Genomic DNA, 13,529 nt, shown 5'->3' on the forward strand with positions numbered 1-13,529 from the left:
GCTCGGTACAGGATTGTCGTCGATTTCGGATTGGTAGTCGAACGACCTCTACTGGCCGGAAGCTCGTCGCCGGCCAACGCTCGATCGCCCAGACTCAGCTCCGAACTTCCGTAGTCGACCCATTTGGGACACTGAACCGCACTCTACCGTGCGGCCGCAACCCAGTGTAAAGCAGCTGCTCGCCGCTTATAGAGCTCGACAGAGAAGAACCAGGGTCTCGCTGGGCTGGCCGATTGGCTGACATGTTCGACTTGGCTGTGCCGATGCGGTCGAAGTCGTCGACCTCGGCCGGGGTATTGTCGGCCGGATGCGGCATCGAGCGGTTTCCATGAACAAGACATGGCGGATGACGTCACGCCACGTCGGTACTCGACTACTTGCCCGCGTATTTTAATCTCCGGCCGCGTGTTCCTTGTCGTCGCCTACGACCACTGCTTTTAGCCCTTCACGCAGTGCGGTCGCATTTTCTATGCCGTTTAGTTCCTCGAACTCCCGTTGTGCAGCTCGCCAGAACGGGGCTGCTCTTTCGTGCAGCCGTCGACCGTCCTTGGTGAGTTCAATCAGTCGGATTCTGCCGTCCGTTGGCGACGGCTTGATTTTCACGAAGCCATCGCGTTCGAGAAAGCCAACCATCTTTCCCATCGCCGTCCGCTCAATATCGAGTCTCTCGGCCAGCGCGTTGACTGGGGCACTTCCCACCTCGTCCAGTGCCGCAAGCGTCAGGAATTGTGTAATGCGCAGACCCACCGGTTCGAGATGGCTATCGTAGAGTCGCGAGATCTGCCTGCTTGCCTTCCTAGCGGCGAAGCAGTTGCACTGATCGATTCCAAGCGGCTGGTTAAACAGCGACATCGCGGTTCCACTCCTTATCTATTTGGGCTAGTCATGCATTAAACTTGGAGCAGCTTGCGCCGAGCCGGGCTCCGGGGCACTCAGATACTCGGGTCGGCTGACCGGACGATACGCGTGCAAAACGGCCATCGTCATCGGACGGTCTACACTCCGTCCGGCGGTACGATATACCCAGGCACTTCGGCCGCGAGGGTGCTCTTCAGGACTGCAGTGCCTTTGTCAGCCATTACTTCGCTCTTGCCGGCGGCTAGAGCGTCGTAGGTCTTCCGAACAACATCATCCGGACTCGCCTTAGGTACGTCAATGCCCTTGGTCAAGTCTGTATCGACGAAGCCGACGTGCAGGCCGAGCACGTGGATGTTACGCTCTTTCAGGTGAAAGCGAAGCTGGTTCGTGAAGCTCCACGCCGCTGCCTTTGACGCGGCATACGGCGTCAGATAGGGGCGCGGCAGCCACACAATGTCGGAAAGGACGTTGATGATTGCCGCATGTGATTTGATTGCTAGTATCCCTTCGAAGGCTTGAGAGACACGCACGACGCCATAGTAGTTAGTATCGAACATCTGCTGGGACTGGGTTTCTGTGTCGGCCGCGAGAGGCCCATCTATCAGGGCGGCAATGCCGGCGTTGTTGATCAGAAGCGTGGTGTCGGCGGCTACTTTCGCGGCTGCGGCGATCGATGCTCTATCTGTGACGTCAATCTTGATCGGCAAGATACCTGGTTCATCGAATCCGGTGATGTTGCGCATGCCAGCGTAAACTTTCTTCGCCCCGCGACGAACCGCCTCGCGAGCGAACTCCAAGCCAAGGCCACGGCTGGCGCCGGTGATGAAGACAGTTGCGTTCTTCACTTCCATGACAACTCCTTATTAGTGGTGCGAGCCATCGGAGGCGAAGATCCCGGCCCCCAACGCGCCCGTGGTATCAAAGAAAAATCTCTTCTGGAAATCGCTCCGAGAACATTTCCCGCAGATGCGTAGCGATGTTTAGGACAGCACCGAGCGGGGACATTCGTACGCTTACTCGCGGCACCGATCCATCAGAATTTCGGTCGGCAACGACGGTTGCGCTCAGCTTCTCGCCGCTTGTCAGAACAGCCTCGTATTCGAGCACCAGCCGCACGTCGCTGGTTTCAAGGAACGTTGGCGTTTGGGAGCCGTAGAGAGCTCCAACGGCATTGATCAGGAGCCTGATGTCATCGCGTCCTACAACGCGATCACGCAACACGGAACTCGCTAGCTCCGCGTCTGCCGTCAGATCATCCAGAAATGGGTGACGTTCATTCCGTGAATCGGACACGTTCATCTCCAATCGTTGCAGGACAACGTTCATGCAAAAGCAGCGCGATTCTGTGCAACATACTGTTCGACCGAGAGCGGTGGCTTACCGGTGATCCTCGCAACAACGTCGTTGGTACCAGAGAAAATTCCTTCTTGGTAGTTTTGCGCCACTTCCACCAAATGCTGGGTGAGGAACGGCGGAAATCTGTAGAGGTTCTCCATCTTGTACTGAAACTCTTCGATTGAAGTCGGTGTGTATTCGATGCGAGCGCCAAGTACCTCGCTCATCGCTGCTGCGATTTCCGTGTGGTCCATCTCGACGGGGCCATGGAGCGTGTAGGTTTTTCCTGCGTGGGCCTCAGGCGCTGCCAGCACATGGGCGATCACTCGGCCCTGATCGTCACTGGCAATCGGCGCATGACTGCCGTGGCCAAAGGGGAACTCAATTCTTTTCTTGGCCCAGATCTCCTTCGCAAAGTGCGGATATACCAGCCAATCGGCGAAAAAAGTGGGACGCAGGTGCGTAGTCGGAACGTCCGACCAGTCGAAAACACGCTCGGAAATCCAGTGATCCTGAGCGGCGTGGCTTGCAGACTCCCGGCGTGCAGAAATCTGTGACATGTTGACGATCGCCGCCACGCCCGCTTCCTTCGCTGCCTGCGCGAAGGAAGCGGCAGCGCTGATGATCCCTGGCGCGATCGGATGAAGGAAATACGCCGAACGGATGCCCTCCATCGCCGCGCGGATCGCGTCAATACTGGTGAAATCGCCAACAGCGATATCCACTCCACGCTGCCTCAAGGCGGCAGCGCGATCGTCGTCCGTGCGGACGTAGGCCCGCACTCGTCTGCCGAGCGTGAGCAGTTCGTCGATGGCTGCACCTCCAGTGCGCCCGGTTGCACCGCTTACAAGAATGTCAGGTTCGTTCATTGTTTCGCTCCGTTTTTTAAATGAGAGCATATGCTCTCTTGTGGTAAGAGTAGGAGCATATGCTCGTAATGTCAAGAATTGCCTAGCGCCGGCCTGTCCGGATGGCACTCCCAAGAGCGTTTTGCCCGTCCCGGGGTGGCGAACCAGCGCGATGTTGTGGGCGGGTTCAAGGGCTTCTCAGCGGTAGAGTTGCCCCAACAGTGCCGCGTCGGACTCGCCGCAACTAAAGTCGCAGCCAGTTAGACCATGATGACCGGGAAGCGGGCCACCTTCATCTTTCAGGCCTTCTAGTGCACTTCCTGCTCAGTGGGTTCTGCCTCCAGCAGGCGAGACAGAATGGGAACGATGCTCTAATAGACAGTGAGTCCTGCGCCGTCAGGTCGTCCAGCGGCTGAGCGATACCACGCAGCGTCAAGGATTTGAGAATCTCCGTCATGGCTCTATGCGGCATGCGGTACGTCCTGGCCACGCAGACACTGAACCGCCCCGGGAGTCGTGGAGGCTGGTTGGTTTAAGTGAATAGCGGTTCAGCGCAGAGTGGTGAATGGGACCGTGGACGTTATGCAGGCGCCTCGAGGCCAGAGATCGGGCCGGCGGACCGCCGCTGCCCCCCCCGCGCCGCTACGCGAGCAGCTCTCGAATAGTTAACGGCTGCTTCCGACGGCAAGGCTGCCATCCAGATGTCTGAGCGACAGATCCGACGGCTGTCCCTTTGTGGCCGAACTCGGAAGTTCGTCGCCGGCCAGCGCTCGATCGACCCGACTCAGCCCCGAACTTCCGTAGTCGCACCTACGACATCCAGGAAGGCCAAGTCCTGGGCAACTAGGCCTATCTCCGCAACCACATCCGCATGACTGTCACGCCGCCTGACGGCAGCCCAGCCATGCACCGCTCCGGCTACACGCTGACCATCCTGCGCAAAGACCCCGACGGACGCTGGCGGCTCACCCGCGACGCAAACCTGCTGGCAGCAGAAACCGCAGCGACCCCGTGACGACGGCATCGCCAAGTGAATTGCAGGAACGAAACAGCCATTGCGCAGCGCACCATAAAAAGAAGCACCTGCACACGCCCCCCCTTCCCCACACCCCCACCACGCACACCATCCCCACCCCGCCCCAGATCCGGATTCACCCCACATGGCGTTCCCACCCCATATCGCCAATAATGATCTCACTGCCATTGCCGGACGAGGGCGACCATGCTTTATAGTCCCGATGCAATTCGTACCGTCGCCCTGCTGGGGCACGCGGGGTGCGGCAAGACCTCCCTGGTGGAGGCGCTGCTGCACAAGGGAGGTGCGCTGCACATGCCCGGCAGCGTGGAGCGCGGCACCACGGTCTGCGATTTTGATCCGCTGGAGCGCAAGTACCACCACTCGCTCACCACCGCGGTGGCCCACCTCCACTATCGCGATACCCGCATCTACCTGCTGGACACGCCCGGCTACCCCGATTTCTCTGGGCTGTCGATGAGCGCCCTGGCGGCGGTGGAGACGGCGGCCATCGTCATCAATGCGCAGACGGGCATCGAGATGACGACCCGGCGCATGATGGGCTGGGCGCAGGCGCGCAAGTTGTGCCGGATGATCGTGGTCAACGGCATCGACAAGGAGAAGGTGGATCTGCCCAAGCTGCTGGCGGATATCCAGGAGGCGTTTGGCAAGGAGTGCTTGCCGATCAACCTGCCGGCGGGGCGCGGCGGTGAGGTGGTGGATTGCTTCTTTAACCCGGCGGGCGAGGCGGATTTCCTGTCGGTGGCGTCGGCGCACGAGGCGCTGGTGGATCAGGTGGTGGAGATCGATCCGAAGCTGATGGAGTTGTATCTGGAGCAGGGCGAGCAGATTGCGCCGGAGCAGTTGCATGCGCCGTTCGAGCGGGCGCTGCGCGAGGGCCACCTGGTGCCGATCTGCTTTACCTCGGCGGCCAGCGGGGCTGGTGTCACGGAGCTGCTTGATGTGTTTGTGCGCTTGCTGCCGAACCCGGCCGAGGGCAATCCGCCGTTGTTTTACCGTGATGCGGGCGAGCGCCAGGTGGCGATTCGCGCGGAGCCGGTGCCGGACAAGCATGTGCTGGCGCATGTCTTCAAGATCACGATGGATCCGTATCTGGGCAAGATGGCTGTGTTCCGCATCCACCAGGGCACGGTCACGCGTGACAGCCTGCTGTTTATCGGCGATGCGCGCCAGCCGTTCAAGGTGGCGCATCTGTTGATGCTGCAGGGCAAGGAGCGGGTTGAGGTGCCGCAGGCCGGGCCGGGCGATATCTGCGCCGTGGCCAAGATCGACGAGATCGCCTTTGATGCCGTGCTGCATGATGCCAGCGAGGATGGCAACATCCACCTGACCCCGCTTGACTTCCCCACCCCGATCTACGGCCTGGCGATCGAGCCGGCGCGCCGCGGCAACGAGCAGCGCTTGTCGGAGGTCCTGCAGAAGCTTGGCGCGGAAGACCCTTGCCTGCGCATCGAGCACCCGGCGGGCACCAATGAGACGGTGATGCTTGGTCTGGGCGAGCTGCAACTGCGCTGCGCGCTGGAGCGGCTGACCGGCCAGTACAAGCTGGAGGTGGTGACGCGGCCGCCGAAGATCGCTTATCGCGAAACCATCGGCGGCAAGGCGGAGGGGCATCATCGCCACAAGAAGCAGACGGGCGGTGCCGGCCAGTTCGGCGAGGTGCAGCTGCGCGTGGAGCCGCTGCCACGCGGCGCGGGCTTCGAGTTTGTGGATGCGGTCAAGGGTGGCGCGATTCCGGGCCAGTTCATTCCCGCCGTGGAAAAGGGCATCCGCCAAGTGCTTGAGTGCGGGCCGCTGGCGGGCTTTCCGATGCAGGACGTGCGCGTGACCGTGTTCGATGGCAAGAGCCATTCGGTGGATTCAAAGGAGGTGGCGTTCGCGGCGGCGGGGCGCAAGGCCTTTATCGAGGCCGTGCTCAAGGCGCGGCCGAGCGTGCTGGAGCCGATCGTGGATATCGAGGTGACGATGCCCGAAGCGGCAATGGGCGACATCATCAGCGACCTTTCCGCCAAGCGCGGCCAGGTGCGTGGCACGCGCACCGCGGCGGGCAATAGCGTGCTGGTGGCGGGACAGGTTCCTTTGTCCGAGTTGAACGACTACCAGTCGCGCCTGAACAGCATCACAGGCGGCCACGGCAACTACACGATCCAACTCAGTCACTACGAAGCCGTGCCGCCCGCCCAGCAGCAGGTGATGGCGTCGCAGCATAAGGCGCATGGCAACGGCGTGGATTGATGGGTTGCCGGGATGCCGCGATGCCGCGATACGGGAATGAGCATGGCGGTGAAGACTGCCGGGCTTGCGCGATGGCTCGGCTGTCTTCTGCCGTGCCCTGCCCTTGCGGCGTTGCATGTCCGGGCGGGCCGCCTCCTTCAGCCACTAGATCGTGACGCAAGCCTGGCTGCCCTGCCGTTTCTCGAGATCCGGCCAGACCAGGCCCTCGAACTGCTCCGGCGGAACCGGCTGGGAGTACAAAAAGCCCTGGGCGAAATCACAACCCACGGCGATGAGGAAATCGCGCTGCTCGGTTGTCTCCACCCCCTCGGCAATTACCTTCAATCCCAGCTTGTGCGCCAGCATGACCATGGCTTCGCAAAGCGCCTGATTGTCGCCGTCGGAGCCCAGGTTCTGCACGAATGAGCGGTCGATCTTGAGGTAATCGATGTCAAAGCGCTTGAGATAGGCCAGGGACGAGTAACCGGTGCCGAAGTCGTCGATCGAGATGCCGATGCCGGCGTCACGGAAGGTCAGCAGCTTCTCGTTCAATTCGGCGTCCAGTAGCAGGCCCTCGGTGATTTCCACCACAACGCTCTGCCCGGGCATCCCTTCCCGCATGAGATAGTCGGACCATTGCGTACAGACCTGGCCGTCTTGCCGGATCTGCATGGGTGACATGTTGACGCTGATCTGGAAAAACGGGTGGAAGCGGCCGCGCCATTGACGGGCCTGATGCACGGCTTGCTTGAACACCCAATCCCCGATTGGCACGATGAGCCCCGTGTCTTCGGCCAGGGGAATGAAGTCCAGCGGACTGATGGTGCCGCGCTCGGGGTGCAGCCAGCGGATCAGTGCCTCGGCCTTGCGGATTTCCCCGGTGGCCAGGTCGACGATGGGTTGGTAGTAGACCTTGAACTGTCCGCCAGGCAGGGCGGCACGCAGATCGCTGGTGAGACGCAGGCGCTTTTCTGCCGCTACGCGCAGGTCGGGCGTGAAGTAGCTGAAGCGGTTGCGCCCGGCGTTCTTGGCCGCGTACATGGCCTGGTCGGCATTCTTGAAAAGGACGTCCAGTTCGCTGGTGTCGTCGGGGTAAAGCGTGACGCCGACGCTGGCGGAAATGAAAGCCTCATCCGCGCCAAGCGCGAAGGGCTCGGCCAGCTTGTGGATGATGGCCTTTGCGATGCGCTCAATGCTTTTGGTATCGCCCGTGTTGGGCAAAATGACGGTGAACTCGTCACCGCCAAGGCGAGCGACGATGTCCGTTTCGCGCACGCACGAAATGATGCGCCTGGCTGCCTCGATCAGCAGGATGTCGCCTGTGTCGTGTCCCAGGGAGTCATTGACCTCCTTGAAGCGATCCAGGTCGATCAGCATCAAGGCCATATGCTGCCGGGAGCGATCCGCGATGCTGGCTTCGTGCTCGAGACGGCTGTGAAACATCTGGCGATTCGGCAGATGGGTCAGCGCATCGAAATTGGCCTGTTTCCAGATGGTGGCCTCGAACGCCATCCGGTCCGATAGATCACGGCCCACGGCCAGCACCGAGTTCACCTTGCCCGAGCGGTCGATCTCCGGCGTCAGGCGGATATGGGTGCAATGTTCCTGCCCATCCCTGCTGAGCCATCGCAGCTCCATTTGCCCACTTTTTCCGCTTGCAATGGTTTCGGCGATCTTTTCCTCGTAGAGCAGCGCATTGGCGCCACCGGGGACTTCCGAGGGCCGTTTGCCGAGCGATTCGGCCAGGCTGCACCCTGCCGAGTTGCAGAAGGCGGGATTAGCGTAAGTGCGGCGCAGGTCGCGGTCGTAGCGGGTAATGGTGTCCGGCGAGTTCTCGATCAACGTGCGCGACTCCTGCTCCCGGGTGACGAGTTCCGCGGTTCGCTCGTCGACGGTATGCTCCAGGGAGGCGTTGATCTCGTTGATCTTCTGGATTTTTTGCTTGATAGCCCCGCTCATTCTTTCAAAACACTGCGCGAGCCAGTCTAGTTCGTCCTTGCCGCCGGCATCCGTGCGCGCCAGCGCCTGCGCCTCGGCGCCCGCGTCGTTGCCGGTGTCGTGCATCTTTCGCACCAGCTCTTTGAGTGGTGCCGAAATGCTGTGGGAAATAAAGTAGGCCAGGAAGATCGAGAGCAGGAAACCCAAGATGCCAACCAGTACGATCTGATTGCGCACGGACTGTGCCTCCGCCATCAGCTTCTTCTCAGGGATTGTGCTGACCACGATCCATGTCGTGCCGGGAATGCCCGTGTACGCGGCCAGGTAGCGCCCCTCGCGCTTGCCCTCGAAGTCGACGAACCCGCTCGGCTCCCCGTTTAGCGTGTTGTTCGCGATTCTCTTGATCAGGTCAGGCTCGGCTGTCCCATCGGTGTTGGTGGAGATGCCGTCGGTGCGGACAACCAGCTTGTGGCTGCTGGCATCGAGCACGTAGATCTCCGTTCCGCTTCCCAAGGCGACGTCATTGAACATGGTCGAGAAATAGCCGGGGCGAATGACCAGGACCAGGTTGCCGATGCGCTGGTTGTTGCTCTTGCCGATGATGGCACGCACCATCCCGAGGTTTTGTTGTCCGGCGCCGTTGTCGTAGCTGCCCCAGTAAGCCCGGCCATTGCGCTCGGGCGCCTGCTTGACCAGGTGCATGACACCCCGTGTCAGTTGCGCGAACGCCTGGGTATCCATGATCCGGTTGTTCTTGTCGAGCAGATACTTCTGGTTGATGAAGTCAGCCGATCCGTAGTGCTGCAGCAGCAGCCGGGTCATATCCTGGCGCGCCTCGTTCTGCTCCTTTGCGCTGCCATTGACCACGTTGGTCAGCGCATTTTGAACGCGATCCGACAGGACAAGAAGGCTGCTTTCCGTCTCGACCTGCTCCATGCGCAGCGAGATGTTCTTGGATACTTGCTTGACCATCTCTTTGGAGAAGATCTCCGCCTTCTCCTTGATCGCGGCGGTGGACTCCACGTACGAGATGTAGCCCGAAATCAGTATCGGTATCAGCGACAGCAGGCTGAACGCGGTCATCAGCCGGTAGCGGATTTCGACACGGCGCAGCAGGTCCAGCGAGAGATAGGCGAAGGCGCTTCGCAGCGAACCTGTGATTGAGCTCATTTGTAGTGCATCTTTGCTTCATTCTTGACCGACGCGTCGAGGCGTCTGGCTGCCTGTGCGGGCGTGATCTTCCCGGTCAGCACGTCCTGCATCAATCGATGAAGCTCCTCGATCGAGTTAGAGGGTAGAACCGAATAGTAGGGGCTGGCGGTGACCGGATAGCGGCTGACCATGTTGGTGTAGTCGACCATCTTCTGATCGCTCGCGAGCGTTCCCGCGCCTTGCTTGAACGGGGGGATGTTCTGGCGTTTTCTTTGGAGAATGGCGAACCCCTTCCCGGCAATGAATTCGAGAAAACGCGTGGCGGCGGCCTTGTTGGGCGTGTCGCACACCGCAAACCCGGTTTCGCTGCCGATCACGGGTACCACGCGCTTGCCGGGCGCATTCCAGGGCGGGATGAACACGCCAACCTCGAAAGGGTTGCCGTGCAGCAAATGGCCAGCCGCCCAACTGCCGTGAAAAGCCATGGCGACCTTGCCCTCCTTGAACAGCCGTATGCCCTCGTCGTAATCCGTCGCCATGAAGGCGTCTTGCACGTAGCCGCGTTGCGGCATCAGCGCAATACTGGCAAAGATATCGGCGACCTGAGGCGTGTTCAGGTCCAGCGTGCCATCGCCGATCTTCTGCTTCCAGGCTGGCTCACGCGCCACCACGTTGTTGGCAAAGCCAAAGCTGAAGGGGCCGTTGCCGAGCATGTTCGGAAAGCCGCCGCTCCACATGATGGGGGTGACGCCCGCAAGCTTGAGTTGCTCGCAAACCATCAGGAACTCGTGGAAATTGGTAGGCAGCGCCTTGATCCCAGCCTGCGCGAACAGTGCCTTGTTGTAGTAGATCAGCGTTGTCGCCACGCCGCCGGAGATGCCAAAGCGCTTGGATTGGCGACTGGTCCAGTCCCCCTTGAGCGGGCTGAGCATGTTGTTCCATGCCGATGTGGTACTCACGTCTGTCAGGATGCCTTGATCGGCCAACTCTGCCGCATAGGCGTTCGGGTTGACACTCACCAGATCCGGCAGGTTGCCAGAGGCGATCCGGGGCTTGATGTTCTCCTCGACCGAATTGCCGATCATGAACTGCACATCCACGCGGACGTCTGGATTGAGCTTGCTGAATTGCGCCGCAATCTGGAGCATCTCCTCCGGCCAGTCTGGCGCCCATATCAACGCGGTAATGGCGGTCCTGGCGGGCACGGCTGCGCCTGGCGCGGCGTGATCTTGCTGTTGGCAACCGGGCAAGAACAATAAAAGAAGGCTGACCATGCCCGTTAGCAGGCAGGCAAACCCAATGCGTCGCGCCTGGTGATTCACTTTGCGGATTCGAATTGGATTAGCCGTGCTTCAGCAGGCACTTTTGACGTACCGCGAAGCGAACCGTTGGCGCTTGCGTCGCGAAAGAACCGATGGCAAGGCATGGCGGCGTCCGGACTGCGATCGCTTGCAACGGCATCGACAAGCGTGAATGCGCAGCCAACCCGCATCGGGAAACGCTTACGACGGCTGGGATGCGTATGTTTGGCCATGACAGCAGATCGGGCGAATTGAGGGGGGCGGTGCCTACACTGCATATCGACAACGAGTGCGAATACTGTACCGGGACAAACCCGAATTTCCCCGCCATGACGCGTAGTTGCCGGTATCACCAGAGCCAGCATGATAGCCGAATGAGTGCGCCTGACTGGGGATTCAACCGGTGGATTGCTGATTGCTCAATGCCTTGCCACACTTGCCGCCCCGGGGCCAACGATGCGCAGCGTTTGCACCACCAGCGAAAACGCCGGCGAGGGCTGGCGCCTGCTGGGGTAGTACAGGTGGTAGCCCTCGAATTTCGGGCACCAGTCCTCCAGCACGCGCACTAGCCGGCCTGCTTCGATATGCTGCGTCAGCTCATCTTCGGGCAGCAGGGTGATGCCCAGCCCGGCCAGCGCCGCGTCCACCTGGGGCTGCGCGGTGTTGAAGATCAGCTGACCATCGACGCGCACGTTCACCCGGCGGCCTCGGCGCTCGAAATCCCAAACGTACAACCCGCCTGACGTGGCCATGCGCTGATTGATGCAGCGGTGCGCCGTCAGGTCATTTGGCGTCCTGGGGATGGGGTGGGCTGCAAAATATGCCGGCGAGGCCACCACCGCCAGACGCAACGGCGGCCCGATGGGCACGGCAATCATGTCTTTATCGATGGTGTTGCCCAGGCGTACGCCGGCATCGAACCGGTCAGCCACGATGTCACGGAAGCCGTAATTCACGTCGAACTCCAGCTTGATGTCCGGATACGCGCGCAGCAGCGGCGTGAGCTTGGGCAGCAAAATGCTGTGCAGCACGTTGTCACCGCAGGTGATGCGCACGGTGCCGGCGGGCTTCTCGCGCAATTCGGTCAAGGCATCGAGCTCCGCCTCGATCTCGTCGAAGCGATGGCCGATGGCCTGCATCAGCCGTTCGCCCGCTGCGGTTGGTGAAACGCTGCGTGTGGTGCGCGTGAGCAGCCGGATCTGCAACCGCGCCTCCAATCCGCGAATGGTCTGGCTCAGCGCCGATTGCGTCACACCCAGCACAGCAGCGGCACGGGTGAAGCTGCCTTCGCGCGCCACGGTGACGAAGGCCAAGAGATCGTTGAGGTTGCGTCTGGCCACAGCGCAGTCTCCCAAGGCATATTCAGTAGCCTAGCTTATATCGTATTTAAGTATTCATTAGCTAGTCGCGGTGGCTTGCGTTCGCGAAGATACGGGGCAAGAGAAAGTCAATTTCAATGCCATGACAACGAACGTTTGTACCGCCCCTGCGGGCGAAACCGCCACCCAGCGAGAGGCTGGGGAGCAGCCGGCGTTCTGGAGCGGCGTCTTTGCGATGACGCTTTGCGTCTTTGCGCTGATCGCCTCGGAATTCATGCCCGTCAGCCTGCTGACGCCCATGGCTGCGGATCTCCATGTCACCGAGGGGATGATGGGGCGAGGCATTGCGATCTCCGGCGCATGCGCTGTGGTGACGAGCCTGTTCATTTCCACGCTTGCCGGCAGCATGAATCGCAAGACACTGCTGCTGGGGCTGACGGGCGTCATGGCGCTGTCAGGCGCAATCGTCGCGATGGCTTCGGACTATGTCACCTACATGGCCGGCCGTGCGCTCATTGGCGTGGTCGTGGGCGGATTCTGGTCCATGTCGGCGGCGACAGCCATGCGGCTGGTTCCGGCCAGCCAAGTGCCGCGCGCCTTGGCCATCTTCAATGGCGGCAACGCCCTGGCCACGGTGGTGGCCGCGCCGCTAGGCAGCTACCTGGGTTCGGTCATTGGATGGCGTGGCGCCTTCTTTTGCCTGGTGCCGGTGGCATTGATCGCGCTGGCGTGGCAATGGATCAGCCTGCCTTCCATGCGCGTGGCGCCGCGTAGCGCCGGCTCCAGCTCCGGCAATGTCTTCGCACTATTTCGGAATCCGGTCGTGACCTTGGGGATGATCGGGGCTGGCCTCTTCTTCATGGGGCAGTTCACGTTGTTCACCTACCTGCGGCCGTTCCTGGAAACGGTGACGCAGGTTGGCGTATCCGCGCTCTCGCTCATTCTGCTGCTGATCGGTGTGGCAGGCTTCATCGGTACCACGCTCATCGGCACGGTACTCAAGCGGCGCTTCTACCAGACGCTGATTGCCATACCGATCTTGATGGCCGCCATCGCCGTGGCATTGGTCGCTTTTGGAGGCTGGGCGACTGCCGTCGTTGCCCTGCTGGGTTTTTGGGGGCTGGTTGCCACCGCGGCGCCCGTAGGATGGTGGAGCTGGGTGGCCAGGACATTTCCGCAGAACGCTGAGGCCGGCGGCGGGCTGATGGTGGCCGTTGTCCAGCTGGCCATTGCCATAGGCTCTACCGTGGGGGGCTTGCTGTTCGACAGCAGTGGCTACCAAAGCACCTTCGAAGCGAGCGCAGCCCTGTTGCTGGTCGCGGCCTTCCTGACTTTTCTGACATCACGCGCGCAGGCGGCGCGGACCGCTTGATCGATGCGTGGTAACAGCGTTGTCGCTGCGCAAAACCGGTAGTGGGCGGGTAAGCCCGCCGCGTGCTTCAGCGAAGCGCACGGCAACGTTCTATCCTTTGAGAATGACGTGCCGGACGCATCGCGCGGCCTGGCTGGCATCCTGGCCATCAGCACG

General features: G+C 61.2%; 9 protein-coding genes and 1 pseudogene. 3 read left to right on the forward strand and 7 right to left on the reverse strand.

The annotated features are described in order from the left end of the window. Nucleotides 1-390: 390 nt before the first annotated feature. From F7R26_RS16380 to F7R26_RS16395, 4 genes are all read right to left on the reverse strand, one after another. Nucleotides 391-852 carry a MarR family winged helix-turn-helix transcriptional regulator gene (locus F7R26_RS16380; RefSeq protein WP_150990926.1) on the reverse strand — a complete coding sequence of 154 codons (462 nt, stop codon included), beginning with the start codon at nucleotides 850-852 and terminating at the stop codon, nucleotides 391-393. A 143-nt stretch (nucleotides 853-995) separates the two neighbouring features. Next, nucleotides 996-1,709: an SDR family oxidoreductase gene (locus tag F7R26_RS16385; protein ID WP_150990924.1), complete on the reverse strand. Its 714-nt coding sequence runs from the start codon at nucleotides 1,707-1,709 to the stop codon at nucleotides 996-998. Between the two features lie 67 nt (nucleotides 1,710-1,776). Next, nucleotides 1,777-2,184 carry a hypothetical protein gene (locus tag F7R26_RS16390; RefSeq protein WP_241754345.1) on the reverse strand — a complete coding sequence of 136 codons (408 nt, stop codon included), beginning with the start codon at nucleotides 2,182-2,184 and terminating at the stop codon, nucleotides 1,777-1,779. Next, the gene (locus F7R26_RS16395; protein WP_150990922.1) at nucleotides 2,181-3,062 is read right to left on the reverse strand and encodes an NmrA family NAD(P)-binding protein; all 882 of its coding nucleotides are present in this window, start codon (nucleotides 3,060-3,062) and stop codon (nucleotides 2,181-2,183) included. The genes F7R26_RS16390 and F7R26_RS16395 overlap by 4 nt, the downstream gene beginning before the upstream one ends. A 760-nt stretch (nucleotides 3,063-3,822) precedes the next feature. Here F7R26_RS16395 and F7R26_RS16400 point away from each other — a divergent pair. Together F7R26_RS16400 and fusA are read left to right on the forward strand one after the other, a co-directional pair. Continuing rightward, nucleotides 3,823-4,056 (forward strand): annotated as a pseudogene (locus F7R26_RS16400) (SgcJ/EcaC family oxidoreductase); the annotation flags it as partial. Nucleotides 4,057-4,263: 207 nt separating this feature from the next. After that, a complete protein-coding gene (gene fusA / locus F7R26_RS16405) occupies nucleotides 4,264-6,312 on the forward strand; it encodes an elongation factor G (RefSeq protein WP_150990920.1) in 2,049 nt (682 codons plus the stop codon). Nucleotides 6,313-6,456: 144 nt separating this feature from the next. On the opposite strand, the gene F7R26_RS16410 is transcribed toward fusA, so the two are convergent. From F7R26_RS16410 to F7R26_RS16420, 3 genes are all read right to left on the reverse strand, one after another. Continuing rightward, entirely contained in the window at nucleotides 6,457-9,399 is a 2,943-nt protein-coding gene (locus tag F7R26_RS16410) for a bifunctional diguanylate cyclase/phosphodiesterase (protein WP_150990918.1), read from the reverse strand. Next, on the reverse strand, nucleotides 9,396-10,586 hold the full coding sequence (locus F7R26_RS16415; protein ID WP_150990916.1) for an ABC transporter substrate-binding protein: 1,191 nt from the start codon (nucleotides 10,584-10,586) through the stop codon (nucleotides 9,396-9,398). The genes F7R26_RS16410 and F7R26_RS16415 overlap by 4 nt, the downstream gene beginning before the upstream one ends. Before the next feature lie 515 nt (nucleotides 10,587-11,101). Beyond that, the gene (locus tag F7R26_RS16420) at nucleotides 11,102-12,022 is read right to left on the reverse strand and encodes a LysR family transcriptional regulator (protein WP_150990914.1); all 921 of its coding nucleotides are present in this window, start codon (nucleotides 12,020-12,022) and stop codon (nucleotides 11,102-11,104) included. 121 nt (nucleotides 12,023-12,143) lie between these two features. Here F7R26_RS16420 and F7R26_RS16425 point away from each other — a divergent pair, with 121 nt between their 5' ends. Beyond that, a complete protein-coding gene (locus F7R26_RS16425; RefSeq protein WP_150990912.1) occupies nucleotides 12,144-13,373 on the forward strand; it encodes an MFS transporter in 1,230 nt (409 codons plus the stop codon). The last annotated feature ends 156 nt before the right edge of the window (nucleotides 13,374-13,529 follow it).

This window comes from Cupriavidus basilensis (assembly GCF_008801925.2).
Lineage (GTDB): Bacteria > Pseudomonadota > Gammaproteobacteria > Burkholderiales > Burkholderiaceae > Cupriavidus > Cupriavidus basilensis.